This is a genomic window from Sphingobium sp. B11D3D, assembly GCF_025961755.1.
Classification (GTDB): domain Bacteria; phylum Pseudomonadota; class Alphaproteobacteria; order Sphingomonadales; family Sphingomonadaceae; genus Sphingobium.
The window spans coordinates 2,538,221-2,559,177 of the sequence record NZ_JAOQOG010000001.1; the positions used below are offsets into that span (position 1 = coordinate 2,538,221).

The window sequence follows — 20,957 nt, forward strand, 5'->3', positions numbered from 1 at the left end:
GCTGGTTCTGGGTGTCAGCGATTTGGGGACGCCGTAGTTGGTCGTCAGAACTGGATGGTCAGAATCGGCGTGCTGATGAGCTTGCCGCCCTTGCCGGCAGTCCGTAAGATCTTGTCTTTCATGGGGTTCTCCAGTGGCGGCTGGAGGAACGGCGCGATCAGACAGACGGTTCGCGTAGAGGAGGCAGCTCAGCGCAGATAGGGGTTGGCGCGCTTGCGGGTCTTGCGGTCGATGCCCATCAAAAGCCCCAGCGAGATCATGATCGAGAGCATCGCGGAGCCGCCATAGGAGACGAGCGGCAAAGGCAGGCCGACGACCGGCGCGAAGCCGACGACCATCATCATGTTGATGGAGATGTAGAGGAACAGGCTGCACGTCAGCCCCGCCGCCAGCAGCTGGTCGAAGCGGCTGGCCGCATCCCGCGCGACGTTCATGCCCCAGCGCAGCAGAAGCCAGAACAAGGCGATGATGACCGTAGCGCCGAGCAGTCCCCACTCCTCGGTGATGGCCGGAAAGATGAAATCCGTATGCGACTCAGGGAGATAATGGAGATGGCTCTGACTGCCTTGCAGGTAGCCCTTGCCGAAGAAGCCGCCCGAGCCAATGGCGATGACCGACTGGGTGATATGATAGCCCGCGCCCAACGGATCGGCCTCCGGGTTCATGAAGATCGTCACGCGCCGCTGCTGGTGCGGCAGCAGGAAGCTGTAGATCACCGGGATCAGCACGATCGCGGCCGCGCCCGCCGCCGCATACAGCCGCAGCGGCAATCCCGCGAGAAAGGTCACGACCGCCACGGACAGCACCAACATCATGCCCGTGCCGAGATCAGGCTGGAGCAGGATGAGCGCGAAGGGCACCACCGTGAGCGCGACCGGCGGCCACAGCGCCGTGAAGGAGCGCGTCGCGGCGGGCGGCAACATCTCGTAGAATCGCGCGACCATGCCGATGACGGCCAGCCGCACGAACTCGGAGGGTTGCAACTGCATGAAGCCGAGATTGAGCCAGCTCCGCGCCCCGCCCCCCACGATGCCCATCATCAGCACAATGATGAGCAGCGCGAGACTCGCCAGATAGGCCGGGAAGAGCAGCGGCTTGAACTGCTCGGAGGGGATGTAGGAAATCACCAGTGCCAGGATCAGAAACAGCGCAAAGCGCAGCAGATGCGCACCGGCCCACGGCACCATCGAACCACCAGCCATGGAATAGAGTGCGAGCGCGCCGACCACCGCCAGCGCCGTCACGATGCCGATGGCACGCCAGGACTGGTTGGCGATCGCAGGCGGGACATGCACGAGCATCATTGGACGGATCTTGAACCGGAGTTTGGGAAGGCGACGTTGCCCTACCCGCCTAATGCCTTTCCGCCTCCAGTGAAAGCACGCGCTTCACCCCTTCGCCTCAGGCAAGCGCTCGGCAGATCGAGCGAGCTTGCCACGCCCGACCTGCCAAAGCCATGTTTCCTCCCATTCTCATCCCGGCAGGGCGTAGGCGATCACTTCATCGCCAATCGGCGTCTCCATGAAATGGTGCCCGCCCGCCATGATGACGAGATACTGCTTGCCGTTCACCTCATACACGCTCGGCGTCGCCTGACCGCCGGCCGGCAGCGTATCCTGCCAGAGCGTCTTGCCCGTCTCGATGTCGATGGCGCGGATCAGATTGTCCGTCGCTGCGGCGATGAAGGCCACACCGCCAGCCGTGACCACCGCGCCGCCATTGTTCGGCGTGCCGATGTTGATGGGAAGCATGGACGGAATCCCCCAGGGGCCATTGCGCCGCGCGGTGCCGAAGGGGCGATCCCAGATGGTCTGGCCCGTCCGCATGTCGATCGCGCGGATGCCACCATAAGGCGGGCGCTTGCACAGCAGGCCAGTCAGCGACAGCCGCCAGCCGGCATTTACCGAGATGGCATAAGGTGAGCCGGCCTGCGGGTCTTGCGAGCCATGCCCGCCACCCTCGCTCATGCTGCCGCCCCGCGCCTTCTCGTCGCCGCGCGGCGCCGGGAAGCCCCTACGGTCCGCCTCGGCGCGCGGCACCAGGCGATTATAGTTGGGCATATTATTGTAGTTGGCGAGGATCACGCCGCGCACCGGATCGATGGCGAGGCCGCCCCAGTCCGTGCCGCCATTATAGCCCGGATATTCGACGAAGTGCTTGTCCGCCGTGGGAGGCGTGTACCGCCCGCGATATTCCGCCTGACGATATTGGATGCGGCAGACCATCTGGTCGATGGGGGACATGCCCCACATGTCGCTTTCCTTGAGGTCGGGGAAGGCGAGCGTGTGGTAGGTCGAGTAAGGCTGGGTGGGGCTGCGCCGCTGCGGCTCCACGCCGGTGCGCGGCACGGCCCGCTCCTGCACCGGGAATATCGGCTGGCCGGTGCGACGGTCCAGCACATAGATTTCGCCCTGCTTGCTCGGCAGGATCAGCGCCGGCACGGTGCCGGAGCCATTGGGGAAATCGACCAGCGTGGCCTGCGCCCCGAGATCATAATCCCACACATCCCGATGCACCGTCTGGAAACGCCAGCGGGGCTTGCCGGTCGTTACGTCCAGCGCAACCAGCGAGGATGAAAAATCGTCCTCCTGCGGGCTGCGGCTCCCGCTCCAATAATCAACGGCGGAATTGCCCATCGGCAGATAGACAAGCCCCAGCGACTCATCGCCGCTGGCAATGGTCCACATATTGGGTGTGCCGCGCGCATATTCCTGCCCGGCCGGCGGATCGCCCGCCCAATCCGGGTTGAGCATGTCCCAGGCCCAGCGCTTCTCGCCCGTGACCGCATCATAGCCCTGGATGACGCCGGACGGCGCATCCCGCTTTTGCCCATCCAGCACTTGGTGCCCGGTCACGATCACGCCTTGCACGATCGTGGGCGGCGATGTGATCGAGACCATGCCCGGCACCACCCTGCCCATGCCGCGCTTGATATCGACCGCGCCGTTCTCGCCGAAGTCGGAACAGGGCCGGCCGGTCTGCGCATCCACGGCAATCAGGCGGCCGTCCAGCGTACCCTCGATGATGCGCGTCGCGCAGGCCTGCCCTTGCGTGGCTTGCGGCACAGCATAATAAGCGACGCCCCGGCACGCGGCCGTGTAGGGAATCCACGCATGATCGACCTTGGGATCGTAGCGCCAGCGCTGCTGACCGGTCGCCGGATCGAGCGCGATGAGAATATTAGTGGCCGAGCACAGATAGAGCGTATTCCCGACCTTCAGCGGCGTCGTTTCGGCGCCATATTTGTTGTCGGCCATATCCTCGGGCAGATCGCCGGTGTGGAACACCCAGGCGCGCTGCAATTTTCCGACATTGGCAGGGGTGATCTGGCCGAGCGGAGAATAACGCTGCGCTGCGTAACTGCCGCCATAAGCCGGCCAGTCCGTCCCGGGTCGCAATAGCGAGGGATCGGCCACCGTCGAGGCTAGCCGCGCCGGCATCGTGCCGACGTCAGGAAGGTTGAGGCGGGAGATCACCACGCCACCCACGGCCAGCACAAGCACGGCTGCCACGCTCGCCATAATCGGCAAGCGCCATTGCCAGCGCTCGGGCTGGAGCACCGGCAAGGTCAGCAGCACAAGGATCAGGAGCACCGTCGGGCCGACGGTGAAGGGAATCAGCGCCCACCCATCGAGCCCGGCCTCCGCCAGCCCCCAGATGATCGAAAGTCCATAAGCCGCGAGATAGACCCAAACGCCCAGCACCCGCTGTCGGATGAGGAGAAAGCCCGCCAGACCGAGGAGCACCCCGGCAATGAGGTAATAGAGGCTGCCACCCAGCACCGCGAGCCATGCGCCGCCGATAGCCAGCACAAGGCCGACCAGCGCGATAATCGCGCCGACGATGGTTGCGAAGAGGGAGCGAGCACGCGCGCGGGACGTCCAATCAACCGGCATGGCGATCTCCTTTTGCAAGGGAAACAGCCCCCGGGTGGCATGGTTCCGAACTTTATGCCCTTCGCCGATTTTGGCAGCTTCACGCGCTTATGGAGGCCCCGCCCGTGCCCAACCCGGGGCATTCACCACCTTTCTTGCGACAATGGGGCGACAAAGCAGTTTGACGCTCCTATATGGCCGGCAACGAGGATCGCGACGCGGCGGGAATCGCACCCCGTCGGCTATGAGTAGAGCCATGCTGACCACGCACCCATTTGATGACGACAAGCTGCGCGAAGAGTGCGGCGTTTTTGGCGTATATGGCGCCGACACAGCCTCCGCCATGGTGGCGCTGGGCCTTCACGCCTTGCAGCATCGCGGGCAGGAAGCCGCCGGCATCACCAGCTGGGACGGTGAGGAGTTCCACACCCACCGGGCCATGGGCCATGTCGCGGGCAACTTCGACAAGGACGATGTGATCCGCCAGCTCGCCGGCCATGTCGCCTGCGGCCATGTGCGCTATTCGACCACCGGTGAGACGGCGCTGCGCAACGTCCAGCCGCTCTATGCCGAATTGTCCTCGGGCGGCTTCGCCATCGCCCATAATGGCAACATCTCCAACGCGATGAACCTGCGCAAGCGGCTGGTGCGCGATGGGGCGATCTTCCAGTCGACTAGCGATACCGAGGTGATCATCCACCTCGTCGCCAAATCGCGTTACCGGACCCTGCTGGATCGCTTCATCGATGCGCTCAAGCAGGTCGAAGGCGCCTATTCGCTCATCTGCCTGACGCGCGAAGGCCTGATCGCCTGCCGCGATCCGCTTGGCATCCGTCCGCTCGTCATGGGCCGGCTGGGCGATGCAATCATCTTCGCCTCCGAGACTGTCGCGTTCGATGTGGTCGGCGCGGAATATATCCGGCAGGTCGAGCCCGGCGAATTGATCGTCGTGACGCAGGGCGGCGAAATCCGCTCGCACCGCCCCTTTGGCGAGACGGCGCAGGCCCGCCCCTGCATCTTCGAGCATGTCTATTTCTCGCGGCCGGATTCCATCGTGGATGGCAGCAGCGTCTATTCGGTCCGCAAGGGCATTGGCGCGCAGCTGGCCATCGAGAGCCCGGTCGATGCCGATCTCGTGATTCCCGTGCCGGATAGCGGCGTGCCTGCCGCCATCGGCTATGCGCAGCAATCGGGCATTCCGTTCGAGCTGGGCATCATCCGCTCGCATTATGTTGGCCGCACCTTCATCCAGCCGGGCGACAAGGTTCGCCATCTGGGCGTGAAGCTCAAGCACAATGCCAATCGCGCGCTGATCGCCGGCAAGCGCATCGTGCTAATCGACGATTCGATCGTGCGCGGCACCACCAGCCTCAAGATCGTGCAGATGATGCGCGAGGCCGGCGCCAAGGATGTGCATATGCGCATCGCCAGCCCGCCGACCCGGCATAGCTGCTTCTACGGCGTCGATACGCCCGAGCGCGCCAAGCTGCTCGCGCACCGCATGGACGTTTCGCAGATGTGTTCGTTCATTCATGCCGACAGCCTCGCCTTCGTGTCGATCGAAGGCCTCTACCGGGCGATCGGCGAGGCCCGCCGCAACGATGAGCTGCCGCAATATTGCGATGCCTGCTTCACCGGCGATTATCCCACCACCCTCACCGACTTCGACGATCAGGCCGAAGTGAACCAGCTCGAACTGCTGCGCGAACGCGTGGTCTGAGCCGGAGCGGAGACAGCATGACCGACACGACCGACAACCGGCCCCTGGCCGGGCGCCTTGCCCTCGTCACCGGCGCCAGCCGGGGCATCGGCGCGGCCACCGCCATCGAACTCGCGCGCGATGGCGCGCATGTGGTTCTGGTCGCGCGGTCCGTGCCGGATCTTGAAGCGGTGGAAGAACAGATCCACGCCGCCGGTGGCAGCGCCACCATCGCCCCGCTCGACCTGACCGACGGGGAGAGCATCGGGCGCCTGGCCACGGCGATCAGCGGGCGCTGGGAAGCGCTTGACGTGCTGGTGCTCAATGCTGCCACGCTGGGCACGCTTGCCGCCGTGACCGCCATCGACACCAAGGAATTCGCCCGGCAGCTCACGCTCAACATCGCCTCGACTCAGGCGTTGATCGCGGCCTTCGATCCCATGCTGCGCAAGAGCGGCGATGCACGCGTCGTGGCCCTCTCCACCGGCGTCGCGACGGCGCCACGCGCTTATTGGGGCGCCTATGGTGCCTCCAAGGCGGCGCAGGACGTGCTGGTGAGCGCCTATGGGCAGGAAGTCACCAAGATTTCCAAGGTCCGCACCCACATCGTCAACCCCGGCCCGACCCGCACCACCATGCGCGCCCGCGCCTATCCCGGCGAAGACCCGGCCACGCTCAAGACACCGGACGTGGTCGGTCGTGCGATTGCCGATCTGGTGGTCAGCGATGCGGCCGACGGCACGCGGGTCGATCTGCCGCGGTAAGAGCGGCGGCCGGCGATTGGGCCGGCTTTTTCCATCAACGATTTGGGGCGGTGCTTTTGCGCCCTGGGCTCCTGCCTGCGCAGGGGCACAAGGTGGTGTGGAGCATCACCGCGTGGACGTTTGATCGGGCGTACAAGTGAGCCGTTAAGCCCAAGCTGTGCTCCTGCGCAGGCAGGAGCCTAGGGCAGCAGAGCTCCACGACGGCGGATTGACCAGCGCTTTGACAAGCGCTCCGACAATCCCGCCACCCGCTCAGATCACTCCGTCAGATCGCTCCACACATTCTTGATCTTGCTGAAAAACCCGCTCGACTGCGGACATTCCTCGCCGGTCTCGGTGGCGCGAAATTCCTCCAGCAGTTCCTTCTGCCGGGCAGAGAGCTTGGTGGGCGTCTCCACTTCGATCTGGATGACGAGATCGCCCCGGCCGCGTGCGTTCAGTACCGGCATACCGGCGCCGCGCTGGCGCAGTTGCTTGCCGGACTGGATGCCGGCGGGAATGCGGATTTCATGATCCTCGCCGTCCAGGCCGGGCACCTCGATGGTGCCGCCCAAGGCCGCGAGCGTGAAGCTGATCGGCACGCGGCAGAACAGGTTGGTGCCGTCCCGCTCGAAAATCTGGTGCCGCTTCACATGCAGGAAGATGTAGAGATCGCCCGCCGGCGCGCCGCGCGGTCCGGCTTCGCCCTGCCCGGTGAGGCGAATGCGCGTGCCTTCATCGACGCCAGCCGGCACCTTCACGTCCAGCGAACGGCGCTTGTCGACACGCCCCTCGCCGCGACAGGCGCGACAGGGTGATTTGATCCGCTGGCCCGCGCCATGACAGCTCGGGCAGGTCCGCTCGATGACGAAGAAGCCCTGCTGCGCCCGCACCTTGCCGTGGCCACCGCAGGTCGGGCAGCTTTCCACGCTGGTCCCCGGCTCCGCGCCGCTACCGTCGCAGGCGTCGCACTGGGTGGAAACATCGATCTCGATGGTCGTGTCGCGCCCATGGAAGGCATCTTCCAGCGAGATTTCCATGTCGTAGCGCAGGTCCGCGCCGCGCCGTGTCTGTTGCCGGCCACCGCCGCCAAAACCATCGCCGAAGATCGTCTCGAAAATATCGGAGAAATCGGAGAAGCCGGCCTGACCGCCCCGTCCGCCGCCCATGCCGCCCTGCTCGAAAGCGGCGTGGCCGAACCGATCATAAGCCGCGCGCTTCTGCTCGTCCTTTAGGCAGTCATAAGCTTCGTTGATCGCCTTGAACTTGGCTTCGCTCTCCTTGCAGCCCGGATTGCGATCCGGATGACACTGCATGGCCAGCTTGCGATAGGCGGACTTGATCGTCGCGCCATCCGCTGTCCGCTCGACTTCGAGCAGCTCGTAATAATCGATTTTGCTACTCATGCCCCGCAGCAGTCCCAAGCAATCGCCCGGCCGGCCAGTTGATGGGCCGGCCGGGCGTCATTTCCGTTCAATCAGGCTTTGTTGTCTTCGTCGACTTCCGAGAACTCGGCGTCGACGACGTCATCATCAGCCTTCTGGGCCGTGCCTTCGGCGCCCGGAGACGCGGCCGCAGCCTGCTCCTTCTCGTAGATCGCCTGGCCCAGCTTCATAGAGACCTGAGCCAGTTCCTGGGTCTTGGTCTTCATGGCCTCGACATCGCCGCCCTCGACTGCGCTCTTGGCCGCGGTGACAGCCGCCTCGATCTCGCCCTTGAGCGCCTCGTCCACCTTGTCGCCATGCTCGGCGAGTTGGCGCTCCGTGGTGTGGATCAGGCTCTCGGCGTTGTTCTTCGCCTCGGCGCCCTCGCGACGCTTCTTGTCCTCCTCGGCAAAGCGCTCGGCATCCTTGACCATCTGGTCGATGTCGGAATCGCTCAGACCGCCAGAGGCCTGGATCTTGATCTGCTGCTCCTTGCCGGTGCCTTTGTCCTTGGCGGACACGTTCACGATGCCGTTCGCGTCGATATCGAACGTGACCTCGATCTGCGGCACGCCACGCGGTGCCGGCGGAATGCCGACCAGATCGAACTGGCCGAGCAGCTTGTTGTCCGCCGCCATTTCACGCTCGCCCTGGAAGACGCGGATGGTCACTGCCTGCTGATTGTCATCAGCCGTCGAGTAGACCTGGCTCTTCTTAGCCGGGATCGTGGTGTTGCGATCGATCATGCGGGTAAACACGCCACCCAGCGTCTCGATGCCCAGCGACAGCGGCGTCACGTCGAGCAGCAGCACGTCCTTGACGTCGCCCTGCAGCACGCCGGCCTGAATGGCGGCGCCCATGGCGACCACTTCATCCGGGTTGACGCCGGTGTGCGGCTCCTTCCCGAAGAACTCCTTCACCACTTCGCGCACGCGGGGCATGCGGGTCATGCCGCCGACGAGCACGACGTCGCTGATCTCGCTGGAGGAAACGCCTGCGTCCGCGATCGCCTTCTTGCAGGGTTCGAGCGTGCGCTTGATGAGCGCCTCGACCAGCCGCTCAAGGTCGGCACGGGTGATGGTCTTGACCAGGTGCTTGGGACCAGTCGCATCGGCGGTGATGAACGGCAGGTTCACTTCCGTCGTCTGCGCGCTGGAGAGCTCGATCTTGGCCTTCTCGGCGGCTTCCTTCAGGCGCTGCAGCGCCAGCTTGTCGCCGCGCAGGTCGATGCCGTCATCCTTCTTGAAGCCATCAGCGAGATATTCGACGATCTTGGAGTCGAAGTCCTCACCGCCGAGGAAGGTGTCGCCGTTAGTCGACTTCACCTCGAACACGCCGTCGCCGATCTCGAGGATCGAGATGTCGAAGGTACCGCCGCCAAGGTCGTAGACCGCGATGGTCTTGCCTTCGCTCTTCTCAAGCCCATAGGCGAGCGCGGCCGCGGTCGGCTCGTTGATGATGCGCAGCACTTCAAGGCCCGCAATCTGGCCGGCGTCCTTGGTCGCCTGGCGCTGCGCGTCGTTGAAGTAGGCCGGCACGGTGATGACGGCCTGCGTCACGGTCTCACCGAGATAGCTCTCGGCGGTTTCCTTCATCTTCTGCAGGATGAAGGCGGAAATCTGCGAGGGGCTGTAGTCCTGCCCGCCAGCATTCACCCAGGCGTCGCCATTGGGACCCTTGGCAATGTTGTAGGGGACCAGCTCCATGTCCTTCTTGGTCAGCGGATCGTCGAACCGGCGACCGATCAGGCGCTTGACGGCATAGACGGTGTTGTCCGGATTGGTCACGGCCTGACGCTTGGCCGGCTGGCCAATGAGCCGCTCGCCATCCTTGGCGAATGCCACGATGGAGGGCGTGGTGCGCGCGCCTTCCGCATTCTCGATCACTTTCGGCTTGCCGCCGTCCATCACGGCGACGCAGCTGTTCGTGGTGCCGAGATCAATACCGATAACCTTAGCCATATTTGCCCTCTTGTACCCCATGTGTAGTTGAGCGCCCGGAATTGGGCCGCTGCCGGGGCGGCTCCGCACTCAGGCCGAAACCACCCCGTTGACCGCGCCGATATAGGAGGGTGTTTTCGGGTCACAAGAGCCTCGGTGAATTACCTATGGACGGAAACGCAAGCACGTGGGAACGCCACTCGAATTAAGGGGTGACTTGACCGTTCATAGCTGGTTGCGAATAAGCGCCTGACGATTGTGAGCTGCGGTGCTCACCCGTCGGGCACGATTTGGCCATTCTGTCCATGCTATGCGGGTGCCTATGATCAAAGTTTTGTTGATTACCGAGGACCTGCCTGCGAGCAACTACGGGACGGGCCAGCGCATCAGATTGTGGAAGGAGGCAATCGAGACCATCGGCGAATGCCGCGTACTTCATATGGCGTTGCCCGGCAGCGCCCCCAGCGTCGCGGACTACGGCGCGCCTATGGCTTTCGATTATCGAGCCGGCCGTATGAAATGGCTCTGGTGGCAGGGCAGCTTTGGTTATTATCGGGCTGCGCGGCGTTACGACGACCTGCTTCACGGCATTCATCGCGAGTTTCCGTTTGACGCGGCGATCTGCAGCTTTTTCAAAACCGCGCCTGTCGCACCGCTCGATCTGGCGCCCTGCATCCTTGATGTGGATGCGCTGCTCTGGCCAGACAGCAGCTTCGCAAGCGCGATCTGGCCGCTCACGCAAATGGCCATGCGGCGCCGGGCGCGCCGCTTTGCGGAAACCGTCGTCATTGCAAAGCATGAGGGGGACGTTCTCGCATCACCGGGCCTACAGCCCAAATTGCTTCCCGGTGCATCCCGCACGGTTCAGGCCGCACTGGATCCTGAGCAACCGCGTGGCCGCAACATATTGTTCGTGGGGCCCCGCCACTGGCAGCCCAATCGGGAGGCTATGGAAGCGCTCATAAGCAGCGGGCTTCCGGCCCGGCTGGACGATGCGGGCTACACGCTGCGCCTCGTCGGCCAGGGCACGGACGAATTCCCGCCGATGCGCGGCTTGAGCGGCGGCGGTTTCGTGGATGATATCGCGCAGGAATATGCTCAGGCTGCGCTTGTCCTGAGTTCCACGGAAGCAGGCAACGGCGCGAACATCAAGCTGGCAGAAGCCATCCAATATGGCTGCGCAGTCATCGCAAGCGACTATTCAGCGCGCGGCTACGAAGGTGTGCTCGTGCCCGGCGAGCATCTCATGACCTATGCGGACCCTGCCGCCCTGCCCGACCTCGTCATGGCGACCCTGGCCGACGAGCCACTGCTTCGCCGCTATCGCGCAAATGCGGCACTGGTGGCCCGCGAGCGGCTGAGCAAGGAAGCGCTTACGACGCTGGTTGCCGGATGGCTCGAAAGCGCGATCGCCTGGGGCCAATAACCCTCCCACTTGGCATGCTCTGGCCCAGCCTCTATCGGGTTAGCCAAATAGACGACCGGAGAACGGCAATGCTCAAGGCCCGCACCCTCTTCACGGCAGCCGCGATGCTGGCGATGCTCGTCGCTTGCAGCGACCCCCCGCCGCTGGATGTCGATGGCGGCTTCCTGCGCCTTAACCCCAATCCCAATGCCCCGTCAGCGGCCTATTTCACGATCCACGGCGGCGCCGATGATGTCGTGTTGCGCGACGTGCTGACCGACGAGGCCGTGCGTGTGGAAATTCACGAGAGCGGCACCAAGAACGGCGTCGCCTCCATGCGCCCAGTGAAGACGGTGGACGTGCCCGCCGGCGCGACAGTGAAGTTCGAACCGGGCGGCAAGCACCTCATGCTGTGGTCGATCAACCCGCAGGCGCTTGAGGACAAGAAGATGACGTTCACCTTCATCTTCTCCAATGGCCAGCGCATTCTCGCCGACGCCATCGTGCAACAGCCAGGCGCGGATGGAGAGATGGCCGGCATGGAAGACCATAGCGGCCATTGAGCTGGGCTTAGCCTGTCCAGGAATATGATGGGAAGATGGGCGTGACGGCCCTGGGATGGTGGCGCAGACAAGACTGAACCTGCGGCCCGTCTGATAGCGAAACGATCTCCAATGTTAGAACGGATTTAATACTTGCGGAGTTAGAGACTTGCTGCCGCGCGCGCCCGCTTTATGGGGCGGCTGGGCGGAGAAATGTGGTGGGGTCGGTTGATGGAAGACGTGGCAAGCAAACCGTGGGGCGGCTTGCTCCTTATCTTGCCCCTTCTCGTTCATCAGTACGAAGGCGATGTCTTCATTGAGCAACAGGCGGCGAATGGCCTGCACCAATGGATTCGCCATTTCGGCCAGATGACATTGTGCGTGAAGGTCGTGAACGCTCCCCCTCCTGCGGACAGCGTCTCGATCGCAGGGCTTGGCTTGGGACCCAATCTTGCCGTTGAGCTGATGCCGCCAGGGTGGACGCCCCTTTCCTTTGCCAAGGCCTATCCAGAGATGCGTGCCAAATTGTCACGGCTGATCGACAGCCACGCGTTCCTCCATTGTGCCCTTGGCGGGGTATGGGGAGACTGGGCCGCCGTTGCGGCGCTGATGGCCGCTCGCCGAGGACGGAAGGTCGCCGTGTGGACGGACAGGGTCGAGTCGGAAGTCATGCGCATCGACGCCCTCAGAGCGTCGGGCATCCGGCGCTTTGTCAGGCTTATGAATGCGAGCCTCGCGCGACGCCTGGAGCGTCGCGCGATTGGTTCGGCAGCGCTTGGCCTGTTCCACGGCAATGATTGCTACCAGACTTATCGTGGGTTCAATGCCAATTCGTTTCTTGTGCACGACATCCATTTGAAGCCGCACGACAAAATCTCGGACGAGAGCCTGGTCCGCAAAATACGCGACGTCGAGCACGCCCCACTGCGTCTGATCTACATTGGGCGGTTTCACCCCGATAAAGGTGTCATGGACTGGATAGAAACGCTCCGTCTCGTCAAAGAGGCGGGGGTAGCGTTTCGTGCCCAGTGGTTTGGCGATGGCCCGCAACGGGAAGAGGCACGCGCAAAAGTGCTGGCGCAAGGGCTTGAAGAACAGATCGAATTCCCCGGCCTCCTTGTCGATCGATCGGAGCTGCTGGATAAGTTGCGCGCGGCGCATCTGATGCCGTTTTGTCACCTGACACCTGAATCTCCGCGAAACCTGATTGAGGCGCTGGCGTCCGGAACACCCATAGTCGGTTATGAGTCAGCATATCCTCAGGATTTGATTTCGGGCCACGGCGGCGGCGTGCTCACCCCCATGGATCCTCAGGCTTTAGCGGCTGAACTGGTCCGGCTGGGGCGTGATCGGGCTGCCCTCGCGGCGTTGATCGGCCGGGCGGCTCAGGATGGTGCGCACATGAACGACGAAGCCGTGTTCGCTCATCGGGCATCGCTGATGAAGCTATACTGTCGAGCCGAACCTCGGGGCGTCGAAGCTCTCATCAGCGGGACGGGCCTTGAGGGCGCGCGCCGTGACAGCGATTTCAAACCCTGCGCTTAGCCTGGCCGGATAGAGGCGACGGCCTGCCCCCGAGCATGTGCCATCGAAAATCACTCCCAAGCTATCCTTGGCCAGGGGCAAGGTACTGCTCGTCATCGATGTGGGAGCGAACATTGGCGCCGCATGTATTTGATTTAGAACCCGCAAACCGGCGTGAAATGCTGTACGGGATTTGCACCGATCAGCCCACGAAAGAGACCTTTGTTTTGGGTCTGCCCCGGAAATGCGGTTTTTTCATTCGCTCGGAAATGTGCATTAAAAACCCTTGAATCAGGGCGTTTAATGGTGGGCGCGGCAAGGATTGAACTTGCGACCCCACCCGTGTGAAGGTGACGAGGCTGTTTTTGTAAGTCTCTGCTTTATTTGGCATTACTTTGCCCCCTTCTTCTTTTTTGTACGCGCTTTGTACGAAAAGTCCCTTTGGGCCAGGGACAGGCCGGTGGCAGCTTCGGCTTGCGCGAGGCCGCGATAGAAGGCGCCGTGGATCTTGCTCACGGTCTCTTCTGCATGGGTGTAGGTGCGTTTCATCAGCGCTGTGTCTGACCAGCCCCCGTAGGCGCCCGCTGCCTTCTCATCGATCTGCTGGCGGACGTTCATCTCTTGCCCGAAGCCGTGACGGCCCGCTGCGTGGAACGGGATGACGGGGATGCCGGCGGCTTCGCAGGCCTTTACCCAGCCCTTGCGCGGGCTGGACCGATCAGCAAAACCGAAGAGCCGCAGGTTCTCTGGCTTGCGAACGGCGCCACGGGGATAGCGGCGCGGCAACGAGGCCAATTCCGCCACCAGCTCGGCCGGCACTTCCAGCCAGCGATCATCATGGCCCTTGGCGCCGGGAATACAGATCTGGTTTTCATCGAAGCGGCAATGCTTATCAGGATGCATGGCGATCGCCTGACTGATCCGCGCGCCGGTCACGAACATGGTGAGGGCCAACGCGGCATGACGCTCGCCGGCATGCTCACGGAATTTGAGCAGCCATTCCCAGCTCCCCGGTTCCTTCTTGACGCGGCTGAGCTTGCCGCGCCTGCGGTCCTGCCGGATGCGGTCCTGCTTGCTGTAGCCCTTGACGTGAAACAGGTCGCCGCTGTCGGCATCGCGGAAATTGTTGATGACCGCACGCACCGGCGTGATGACCTGCCGCGTCCAAGTGTCCGTCGAGGCATTGGGGTACAGCCTGGGCGCCAAATCTCGCACGTCTTTGGGCGAGATGTCGGATACCAGGCGTGCGCCCCATAGTTCCGTAATGGGTATGAGGTAGCGCGCCGTATTCGCATTGGCCGGATACATCATCACGGCTTCGGCGAAGGTCAGCAGCCGGCTCGCCCCGACGAGGTGTTCGGCTATCCGCCGCTCTTCTTCGTCCCGGCACCATGCCCACGCGCCCGCTTCTTCAGAAGCTCCAGTGCTGCATCGGTAATATTCGGTGATGGGTTTGCCGAGATATTCGACACGACCCTTGGCCCACCAGGTCGGGCCTCGGCGATACGGCTCGATCGGCAACGTGCTTCTCCGAGAATGAGATCAATATGTGCGGGGGTGATGAACACGGCGCGGCCGATGCGATGGCAGGCGCCAAGACGGTTAGCCCTGTCCCGCAAAGCGCGCTCCGATACCTCGAAGCCGCGTGCGGCCAGCTCCTCGATCCAGGCGGCGGGCGAACGGGCGCGGTCCAGAATGACGGAACCGGTCTCCATCACCGGCGCCCATCAAAGCCGGCGAACATGTCGTCCATGCCGAGCGCTGCGAGATAGGTCTGGAGGACCGCCTCCATCTCCTGCCGGTCCTGCGCCGGCAGTTTCCGCAAGCGGATGACCTGGCGCATGATCTTCACGTCATAACCGGTGGCCTTGGCCTCGCCGAAGACGTCCCTGATGTCGTCCGCGATGCCCTTCTTCTCTTCCTCAAGGCGCTCGACGCGCTCGATGAGCAGCCGCAGTTGCTCGGCGGCGATGTTGTCAGCCATGTTCGAGGTCTCCCTGTTCCGGGCAGCTCACGCCGCCATCCCCAGCGTGCCGGGCCGTTCTGCGAGCGCCGCGTAGACTTCCAGCTGGCGCGCGAGGCGCACGGCGTCGGCCGGGGTGAAGGTGCCCCCGACCAGAACCGCGACACGATAGGTGCCGTCCGTCTGGCGCTGCAGATGCATGTGCGGTTCGATGGCCGGCGCCGGTGCCGGGACATCGCAGCCCATCGCCAGCGCGATCTCCCGCGCCTCGATGGAGGGGGCCAACAGATCGTCATCCTCACCTGCGGCGGGGATGATGGCGATGGTGCGCGGGGCGCAATCCGGGCAGAGGACGCCGCCGGCATCGCCGAAGGTCCAGCCATCCGGCAACACTTCGTTGGGGCGGTTCTCTTGCCGGGCGCAGGCGAGGCAGAATGAGATGAAGGGGCCGCGCGTTTGCACGGCCGCTGTTTGGGGCGTCGTCTTGGCAGGCATCGGGGGCATTCCTTTCAGACAAAGAGGACCGTTCTGAATTTGAAATTCAGTCTTTAACCACCTGATATTTTGCGGATTTTATGGCATCTTGGATGCCGATACCGTTCTGCTTAGCCCGAGGGCCTCCTGCAGACGGCATCATTGGCCGGCGCGCTGCTCACGACATCGATGCCGTCGAACAGCGAGGCCTGGCCGAAGGCGTGGCCCGGTGGCTTGACCTCGCGATAGTGCGGCGGCCGGAATTCCGGCGACACGCCCGAAGGCGAGATGATCTCTTCCACCTGCAGCGCGGCGCGCCAGCGCATCGAGCATTTGAAGTTGGAGCACAGATAATAGAGCTGGCGCAGCGTCGGCGTGATCTCCTCGGACGTGCGCACCATCGCCCGCTCGTTGCAGACGGGGCAGCGCACGATAGGGAGGCGCCGCTTCTCGCCCCGGCTGACCGCAGCCTGAGAGCCGGGATCGATTTGGCCGGGATCAATTTCGATGGCCTGATTCACGCCCTGTCCCCCCATTGCCGGAGACACGCAGCCGATTGGCCACGCCGGTGAGGGCTTCGATCCCCTCCTCAATCTCACGGAGTGCATTTTCGACGGAACCCGCATCCCGTCCCTTCTCGATGGCGGCGAGCGCGGCACCGACCGCCTCACCCGTCTCTTTCGCGGCTTTGCCGGCCGCCGCGATCAGCTCGCCGGTGGACGAGCCGCCGGTTTCGTCGCCCATCTCAAGCTGCAGCTCATAGCATTCGAGGAAGGGCCGCCCGTAGCCACCCGCGCGCAGATAAGCGAGATCGAGGCGACGGGCCTTCTGCAGGCTGATCTCGCGCTCGGCATCCGGGTCAGACAGCTTGCGCACCCAATTCTCGGAGCAGCCGAGAAGCTGCGCGCAGCCATCATAGCCGATCAGCTCCGCGACCCGGCACAGCGCGCGCTCGAAGGTAAGGGGCCGACGCTCCTTGGTCACTGGCCGTCCTCCGTCGACAGGAGGATCGTGCCCGGCAGCGTGGGATGACCGCCGGGCACGGCTTGAGAGAGGCCACAGCCAGGGCAGTTTGCCCCCCTGCCCCGCTGGCTTTCCTCAAGATCACGTTCCAGACTTGCGATGCGGAGGTTCTTGGCGGCGATCGTGAGATCGCGATAAGCAAGATTTGCCCGCAGGTCCGCGATCATGTCTTTGACCGCGGGGATCAGGCTGTGCAGCCCTGCAACGATGCACAGGATGGTGAGGCCCAGGCACAGGGCAATGGTCCCGGACACGTTCATGCCGCCTCCGGCCTGCGGTCAAAAGTCGGCATTCGATTGGACTGGCGCACGAGGTCGAGCCCGGTAAGAATCGGCTCGCAGTCGTCGGATGGCTCTGCATCCGTGGGGGACGCTGAATGATCGCGAGGGTAAATATCGGGACGAAGATCGTGACGGGACACGCCTGTCGCCGCTTCGACACGGAGCACATATTCGGCGGGGAGTCGCTTCGACGACCGCGTCCACTTCCACACGCTCGGTTGTTTTAGTTCGCAAAGCCGAGCCATTGCGGACTGGCCGCCCAACATTTCGATCGCAGTCATCAGCGCTTCGAAGGGGGTCGTTGTCGTGATCATTCCGCTGAATATAGATCAATCTATAGAACGGTCAATAGACAAATCTAACTGTGCGCTTATAGCCAGTTCTATATGGTGTCAGTCCATGGATCTAGGCCGGCGACTTAGCGATCGGATAAATGATGTCGGTCTATCTCAGGCCGAGTTAGCGCGGCGCATTGGCATCAAGCAACCCAGCATCAACTATTTGATTTCGCGGGGTCCGCAGGGTTCAAAGCACCTTCTGAAGATCGCCCGCGAATTGCAGACTACGCCCGAATATTTGCTGGGCGAAACGGACGATCCGCAAGGTAGCGCTCCGGACAATGTGCTGGCAGATGCCGAGACTCGGGAAATGGCGGAACGCTTTAAGCGCCTCGGCGGGCGGGACCGGCGCGCACTGTTGCAGATCGCACGCTCTCTTGACGGCGGCTAGACGGTCAACGCAACCAAAGACGAACCGAGCCACAGCTAACGGGCACTGGTGAAGCCTCATAAAATTCGCATGTGCTCGAAATCGTCACGGCAGTAATTCAGTCTTTGGCTAGAAAAGCTGACTGTCCGGACACGACGACATTCCGGACATAACCCCATTGAAGGGCGTTATTGTGCTGGCTCGGGCCATCGCCTCCAATTTGATCCTTCGCTGCAAAGCGAATGAGGCCCTTTACAAAGAGAAGTCGCATCCATGATCGCTCGGACGGCATCAACTCGAGCGCACGGTGCCTCTGGCGAAACTTCGAGGATAACTTGCGGCTCGGGATTGAAGTTAGTCGATAACGCCATGTAGCGCCGCAACTTCTCGTCGGAAATTGCCACGTTGTTCCAAAGCGTTGAACCGTCTTGCCTGATGTGGACGAACTGAATGGATCTCAGATGAGCGATGCCTTCCCGTTCGCCGCCCCAATCCGCGGGAGGCGTCGAGCAGCTGGACGCATATGTCTCAGGGGCACGATCGCAGCTCATGACCATCGAGGCGGCAAGAAGGGCAAACGAGAGAGCAAACAATTTTCTCACTGGTATGTCCTGAAGGCTTACGCGCCGCGTAGCAATCGCTACCTTTCGCCTCAATATTTTCGCATCTCGATCTTCCGCTTTCCACGCCAAACCCGCCGTTTGAAGATCAGCAGGAAGCGGCCCGAAGCGGTCATGACTGAAATCCAAAATGGTCTCTGAATTGGTGGCGGTCAGGGGCTCTTGCGGTTGCGACGACCCGTTCCAAATCCCATTGACCGAATCACACGATGTTCCTCATATGTTCTCAATCAGGAGACACATATGGAACGCATCAACGATATTCGCGACGCGGTCGCGAAGGCGCTGGAAGACCGCGGCTTGGACAACCGTCAGTTTCTCGGAGAGATCAGGGCCGGCCTGCGGGACGATGGCCCGTTCATGACCGGAGCACTGGCCTGCGCCGAGCTGCTGCTGGCGCCGGCCGAGTGATGTGGCGCGCTACGTTGGCGACCTCAAGGTCGCGACGTGCATCTTCGAGGCTGCTGCCTGGCACCTTACCGTGAAAGTGATCTGCCCGTGCGGACGGGCAGGTTCGTTCGCTCCGCATGGGCTGTGGTGGATCTTCGAGCGAAAAGGCTGGTCGGACGATTTCCGGGATGCGCGCATTCGCTTCTATTGCGCGTCCTGCGCACGACGGGGCCGCGCGTCGGCGCGCCCGATCAGGATCGAGACATCGCAGGAAAAGCCGAGGGTTCATCTGCCTGCTCCAGATGAACGCACATGGAACCGGGCGGTCAACAGGTTCAGAGGCTGAGCTTGGCTTAGGCGACGGACATCATCTGGCTTGGATAAGGCTGCGCCAGCGCGCAGGCGCCGGCATAATCGGTGCTAAGCCACGTCTCATAATCCTCGGCATGGAGGATCACCGGCATAGCTTTGGGGTGAAGCGGGGCGACCAGCGGGTTCGGCTCGCATGTCAGGAAGGCGAACACCGCGCCGATCGGGCTAGGCCGCCAGATCCCGGCGAAGCAGGAGACCGGTTCTGCTGGGATGCGGAACCACCATTCCTCGCGGCCTGCACCGATCTTCGGCTCGGCAAATTCATCGAACGGCACGAGGCAGCGCTGCTCCGGCTTGGCGAGCATCGACTTCCAGAACGGGCTGGTGAGATTGCGGACATTCGTCACATGCTTGGTGACCGTCGTGCCCGGGCGCTTGCCCTTCATGACATGGGGCACGCCCCAGATCATCTGATCCAGCATCATGGCGCCATCCTGCCGGCGTGCGACGGTGGCCAGCTTGCGCGGCCAGATATCGGACGGTGCCGCCGGCAGCTCAAACTCAGGAAGGGGGGCGCCGATGAACTCACGCCATGTGGAGAGCTTGGAAGGATCAGCTCGGAAGTGATTGCACATGGCTACCTCCCATCAATGGCCGCGCCGGAGCGCGTGCGATTTACTCTCAAATAGTGACTCCGGGCCGATACTCCAGCGATCAAAAGCGGACTGACGGCACATAACGCCAACTCGGACGGGGGGGGGGCCGATCCCGTGCTTAGAAAAGAACTGCTCGATAAACGCGAGCACCTGGAGCTTGCGGCTCGCCATCACAAGCGAAGGTCGGAGAAAACCGTGTAATTTTCGGATTTCATTCTATCACTTCGACGAGATTATATCGCCCAAAACGAGCTTGATCAGCCGCGACAGCCGATAAGCTACGCCAATATTCTTCAAACATTTTCTTACATTCACCATCGGCAATTTGAATCGAGTATTGATCACGATCCTTGATCGGTCTTCCTTTGACCAAGTCGCCGATTTGACTCCGAATTATTTGTTGATCACTCTGTGAGACGCCGAGCGTCGTCGCATAGACTCTCTTGATACTATTTCTCTTTTCGCCCTTCGGTACATTATCATTAAGTATCTCCATATTTTGCTCGTGAAATGCAAAGCCGAGAAAGACGAGTGTTTCGGCCTCATTCACGATGGTCTTAATCCGATGCAAAAGCTGATTGTCCTCGATTGTCTCGGAAAAGGTCAGGATCCGATTTGCGATGCGAAGTAAGTCCGCGCTCTCTGAGCCAAATGGAGTTCGACCTTCTGCCCCTAAAGTGAGTGCGCCTAGATCGCCATAAGGATGGACGATCCGCACCTTGCTCATGATTGCATCTACTTCCCGCACCATCCTCGGAAAGTAGACCGCGATGGCTCGATGAAGAAACACTTCCAGGCAACGATCATAGTTGAATACGATGAAAGAGACATTCTCAAACGCGGACAAAGGATCGTCAGCGGGCACTCCCGAAAAGAGGTGCTGAGCCAAGCTGACGTACCAAGTATCAGCTACCGACCGCATGTCGAACGGCGAGCTTTGATCGGCGGTCGGCGCAAGGCGGCTGCGAGCCTCGGCAGCCAGAATAGCTTTTGCGATCCCAAGTTTGCCTAGCAAAACGTATTCTCTATTGTCTTTGTGGGTTTGAAGAAATGTGTCAATTGAAGGTGCGAGTTGCATTGCCTCCGCGACTTCTCTCCCTGAACGCAAGAACTGGTTATCCGGCCAAGGGTCTGGGTCCTGTCGGACCATGTGTTCGAGGATGCTGAGCAGTTGCGGATCGCCTTGAGTTAACGTCTGTAGACGGCCCACCCGGAAGTCGACGAGCTGGGCGATCCGTTTAGTAAGATGTTTCCCTATCGGTAGTTCTGCCTCAGCACTTGCCCCTGCGCCGATCACGAAAACGGTCTTTGATTTGAACATTCTTTGTCCTCAATCGGCGCGGCAATTTCTCATCCATCATGTGGTGGTACTCTAAAC

Annotated in this window: 21 protein-coding genes; 8 read left to right on the forward strand and 13 right to left on the reverse strand. The window is 62.2% G+C overall.

Translation table 11 applies throughout. The features are described 5' to 3' along the window. Positions 1–188 precede the first annotated feature (188 nt). The gene (gene rodA / locus M2334_RS11990) at positions 189–1,304 is read right to left on the reverse strand and encodes a rod shape-determining protein RodA (RefSeq protein WP_264574755.1); all 1,116 of its coding nucleotides are present in this window, start codon (positions 1,302–1,304) and stop codon (positions 189–191) included. Between the two features lie 168 nt (positions 1,305–1,472). Beyond that, complete coding sequence (locus M2334_RS11995) at positions 1,473–3,896, reverse strand: membrane-bound PQQ-dependent dehydrogenase, glucose/quinate/shikimate family (protein WP_264605527.1); 2,424 nt, start codon at positions 3,894–3,896, stop codon at positions 1,473–1,475. 235 nt (positions 3,897–4,131) lie between these two features. On the opposite strand from M2334_RS11995, the gene purF reads away from it, so the two are divergent. Beyond that, complete coding sequence (gene purF / locus M2334_RS12000) at positions 4,132–5,595, forward strand: amidophosphoribosyltransferase (protein WP_181559103.1); 1,464 nt, start codon at positions 4,132–4,134, stop codon at positions 5,593–5,595. A 17-nt stretch (positions 5,596–5,612) separates the two neighbouring features. Next, a complete protein-coding gene (locus tag M2334_RS12005) occupies positions 5,613–6,338 on the forward strand; it encodes an SDR family NAD(P)-dependent oxidoreductase (protein ID WP_264594870.1) in 726 nt (241 codons plus the stop codon). A gap of 257 nt (positions 6,339–6,595) precedes the next feature. Here the strand turns inward: M2334_RS12005 and dnaJ are convergent, their stop codons facing one another. Next, a complete protein-coding gene (gene dnaJ, locus M2334_RS12010) occupies positions 6,596–7,723 on the reverse strand; it encodes a molecular chaperone DnaJ (RefSeq protein WP_264574752.1) in 1,128 nt (375 codons plus the stop codon). A 71-nt stretch (positions 7,724–7,794) separates the two neighbouring features. Further along, positions 7,795–9,702, reverse strand: coding sequence for a molecular chaperone DnaK (dnaK, locus tag M2334_RS12015; protein ID WP_264605528.1), 1,908 nt, complete (start codon positions 9,700–9,702; stop codon positions 7,795–7,797). 301 nt (positions 9,703–10,003) lie between these two features. Here dnaK and M2334_RS12020 point away from each other — a divergent pair, with 301 nt between their 5' ends. The 3 genes from M2334_RS12020 (at position 10,004) to M2334_RS12030 (ending at position 13,173) form a co-directional block, all read left to right on the forward strand. After that, positions 10,004–11,107 carry a glycosyltransferase gene (locus M2334_RS12020; RefSeq protein ID WP_264594871.1) on the forward strand — a complete coding sequence of 368 codons (1,104 nt, stop codon included), beginning with the start codon at positions 10,004–10,006 and terminating at the stop codon, positions 11,105–11,107. A gap of 68 nt (positions 11,108–11,175) precedes the next feature. Then, positions 11,176–11,649 carry a copper chaperone PCu(A)C gene (locus M2334_RS12025; protein ID WP_264605529.1) on the forward strand — a complete coding sequence of 158 codons (474 nt, stop codon included), beginning with the start codon at positions 11,176–11,178 and terminating at the stop codon, positions 11,647–11,649. Positions 11,650–11,859: 210 nt separating this feature from the next. Further along, entirely contained in the window at positions 11,860–13,173 is a 1,314-nt protein-coding gene (locus M2334_RS12030) for a glycosyltransferase family 4 protein (RefSeq protein WP_264594873.1), read from the forward strand. A 369-nt stretch (positions 13,174–13,542) separates the two neighbouring features. On the opposite strand, the gene M2334_RS12035 is transcribed toward M2334_RS12030, so the two are convergent. The 7 genes from M2334_RS12035 to M2334_RS12065 form a co-directional block, all read right to left on the reverse strand. Next, positions 13,543–14,673, reverse strand: coding sequence for a tyrosine-type recombinase/integrase (locus M2334_RS12035; protein WP_264605530.1), 1,131 nt, complete (start codon positions 14,671–14,673; stop codon positions 13,543–13,545). 193 nt (positions 14,674–14,866) lie between these two features. Continuing rightward, on the reverse strand, positions 14,867–15,136 hold the full coding sequence (locus M2334_RS12040) for a DUF2312 domain-containing protein (protein ID WP_264605531.1): 270 nt from the start codon (positions 15,134–15,136) through the stop codon (positions 14,867–14,869). A gap of 27 nt (positions 15,137–15,163) precedes the next feature. Continuing rightward, positions 15,164–15,610, reverse strand: coding sequence for a hypothetical protein (locus M2334_RS12045; protein ID WP_264605532.1), 447 nt, complete (start codon positions 15,608–15,610; stop codon positions 15,164–15,166). Positions 15,611–15,720: 110 nt separating this feature from the next. Continuing rightward, the gene (locus M2334_RS12050; RefSeq protein ID WP_264605533.1) at positions 15,721–16,110 is read right to left on the reverse strand and encodes an ogr/Delta-like zinc finger family protein; all 390 of its coding nucleotides are present in this window, start codon (positions 16,108–16,110) and stop codon (positions 15,721–15,723) included. Continuing rightward, complete coding sequence (locus M2334_RS12055) at positions 16,088–16,573, reverse strand: hypothetical protein (protein ID WP_264605534.1); 486 nt, start codon at positions 16,571–16,573, stop codon at positions 16,088–16,090. The genes M2334_RS12050 and M2334_RS12055 overlap by 23 nt, the downstream gene beginning before the upstream one ends. After that, positions 16,570–16,872 (reverse strand): hypothetical protein, encoded by a 303-nt coding sequence (locus tag M2334_RS12060; RefSeq protein ID WP_264605535.1) that lies wholly within the window; start codon positions 16,870–16,872, stop codon positions 16,570–16,572. The genes M2334_RS12055 and M2334_RS12060 overlap by 4 nt, the downstream gene beginning before the upstream one ends. Further along, positions 16,869–17,207, reverse strand: a complete 339-nt coding sequence (locus M2334_RS12065) for a helix-turn-helix domain-containing protein (RefSeq protein ID WP_264605536.1) — start codon at positions 17,205–17,207, stop codon at positions 16,869–16,871. The genes M2334_RS12060 and M2334_RS12065 overlap by 4 nt, the downstream gene beginning before the upstream one ends. Before the next feature lie 85 nt (positions 17,208–17,292). On the opposite strand from M2334_RS12065, the gene M2334_RS12070 reads away from it, so the two are divergent. From M2334_RS12070 to M2334_RS12080, 3 genes are all read left to right on the forward strand, one after another. Further along, complete coding sequence (locus tag M2334_RS12070) at positions 17,293–17,622, forward strand: helix-turn-helix domain-containing protein (RefSeq protein WP_264576231.1); 330 nt, start codon at positions 17,293–17,295, stop codon at positions 17,620–17,622. Between the two features lie 440 nt (positions 17,623–18,062). Then, positions 18,063–18,362, forward strand: coding sequence for a hypothetical protein (locus tag M2334_RS12075; protein WP_264605537.1), 300 nt, complete (start codon positions 18,063–18,065; stop codon positions 18,360–18,362). Between the two features lie 102 nt (positions 18,363–18,464). Continuing rightward, a complete protein-coding gene (locus M2334_RS12080; RefSeq protein ID WP_264605538.1) occupies positions 18,465–18,632 on the forward strand; it encodes a hypothetical protein in 168 nt (55 codons plus the stop codon). 332 nt (positions 18,633–18,964) lie between these two features. Here the strand turns inward: M2334_RS12080 and M2334_RS12085 are convergent, their stop codons facing one another. Beyond that, positions 18,965–19,558 (reverse strand): SOS response-associated peptidase family protein, encoded by a 594-nt coding sequence (locus M2334_RS12085; protein ID WP_264605539.1) that lies wholly within the window; start codon positions 19,556–19,558, stop codon positions 18,965–18,967. A 232-nt stretch (positions 19,559–19,790) separates the two neighbouring features. Next, entirely contained in the window at positions 19,791–20,900 is a 1,110-nt protein-coding gene (locus M2334_RS12090; protein ID WP_264605540.1) for a hypothetical protein, read from the reverse strand. Between the last annotated feature and the right edge of the window lie 57 nt (positions 20,901–20,957).

Excerpts from the sequence above, each read along its gene's own strand:
- purF (WP_181559103.1), top strand. The coding sequence starts at position 4,132 with ATGCTGACCACGCACCCATTTGATGACGACAAGCTGCGCGAAGAGTGC.
- M2334_RS12005 (WP_264594870.1), top strand. The coding sequence starts at position 5,613 with ATGACCGACACGACCGACAACCGGCCCCTGGCCGGGCGCCTTGCCCTC.
- M2334_RS12040 (WP_264605531.1), bottom strand. The coding sequence starts at position 15,136 with ATGGCTGACAACATCGCCGCCGAGCAACTGCGGCTGCTCATCGAGCGC.
- M2334_RS12090 (WP_264605540.1), bottom strand. The coding sequence starts at position 20,900 with ATGTTCAAATCAAAGACCGTTTTCGTGATCGGCGCAGGGGCAAGTGCT.
- M2334_RS12060 (WP_264605535.1), bottom strand. The coding sequence starts at position 16,872 with ATGAACGTGTCCGGGACCATTGCCCTGTGCCTGGGCCTCACCATCCTG.
- dnaK (WP_264605528.1), bottom strand. The coding sequence starts at position 9,702 with ATGGCTAAGGTTATCGGTATTGATCTCGGCACCACGAACAGCTGCGTC.
- M2334_RS12065 (WP_264605536.1), bottom strand. The coding sequence starts at position 17,207 with ATGATCACGACAACGACCCCCTTCGAAGCGCTGATGACTGCGATCGAA.
- M2334_RS12070 (WP_264576231.1), top strand. The coding sequence starts at position 17,293 with ATGGATCTAGGCCGGCGACTTAGCGATCGGATAAATGATGTCGGTCTA.
- M2334_RS12030 (WP_264594873.1), top strand. The coding sequence starts at position 11,860 with ATGGAAGACGTGGCAAGCAAACCGTGGGGCGGCTTGCTCCTTATCTTG.
- M2334_RS12045 (WP_264605532.1), bottom strand. The coding sequence starts at position 15,610 with ATGCCTGCCAAGACGACGCCCCAAACAGCGGCCGTGCAAACGCGCGGC.
- M2334_RS12085 (WP_264605539.1), bottom strand. The coding sequence starts at position 19,558 with ATGTGCAATCACTTCCGAGCTGATCCTTCCAAGCTCTCCACATGGCGT.
- dnaJ (WP_264574752.1), bottom strand. The coding sequence starts at position 7,723 with ATGAGTAGCAAAATCGATTATTACGAGCTGCTCGAAGTCGAGCGGACA.
- rodA (WP_264574755.1), bottom strand. The coding sequence starts at position 1,304 with ATGATGCTCGTGCATGTCCCGCCTGCGATCGCCAACCAGTCCTGGCGT.
- M2334_RS11995 (WP_264605527.1), bottom strand. The coding sequence starts at position 3,896 with ATGCCGGTTGATTGGACGTCCCGCGCGCGTGCTCGCTCCCTCTTCGCA.
- M2334_RS12025 (WP_264605529.1), top strand. The coding sequence starts at position 11,176 with ATGCTCAAGGCCCGCACCCTCTTCACGGCAGCCGCGATGCTGGCGATG.
- M2334_RS12020 (WP_264594871.1), top strand. The coding sequence starts at position 10,004 with ATGATCAAAGTTTTGTTGATTACCGAGGACCTGCCTGCGAGCAACTAC.
- M2334_RS12075 (WP_264605537.1), top strand. The coding sequence starts at position 18,063 with ATGAGCGATGCCTTCCCGTTCGCCGCCCCAATCCGCGGGAGGCGTCGA.
- M2334_RS12080 (WP_264605538.1), top strand. The coding sequence starts at position 18,465 with ATGGAACGCATCAACGATATTCGCGACGCGGTCGCGAAGGCGCTGGAA.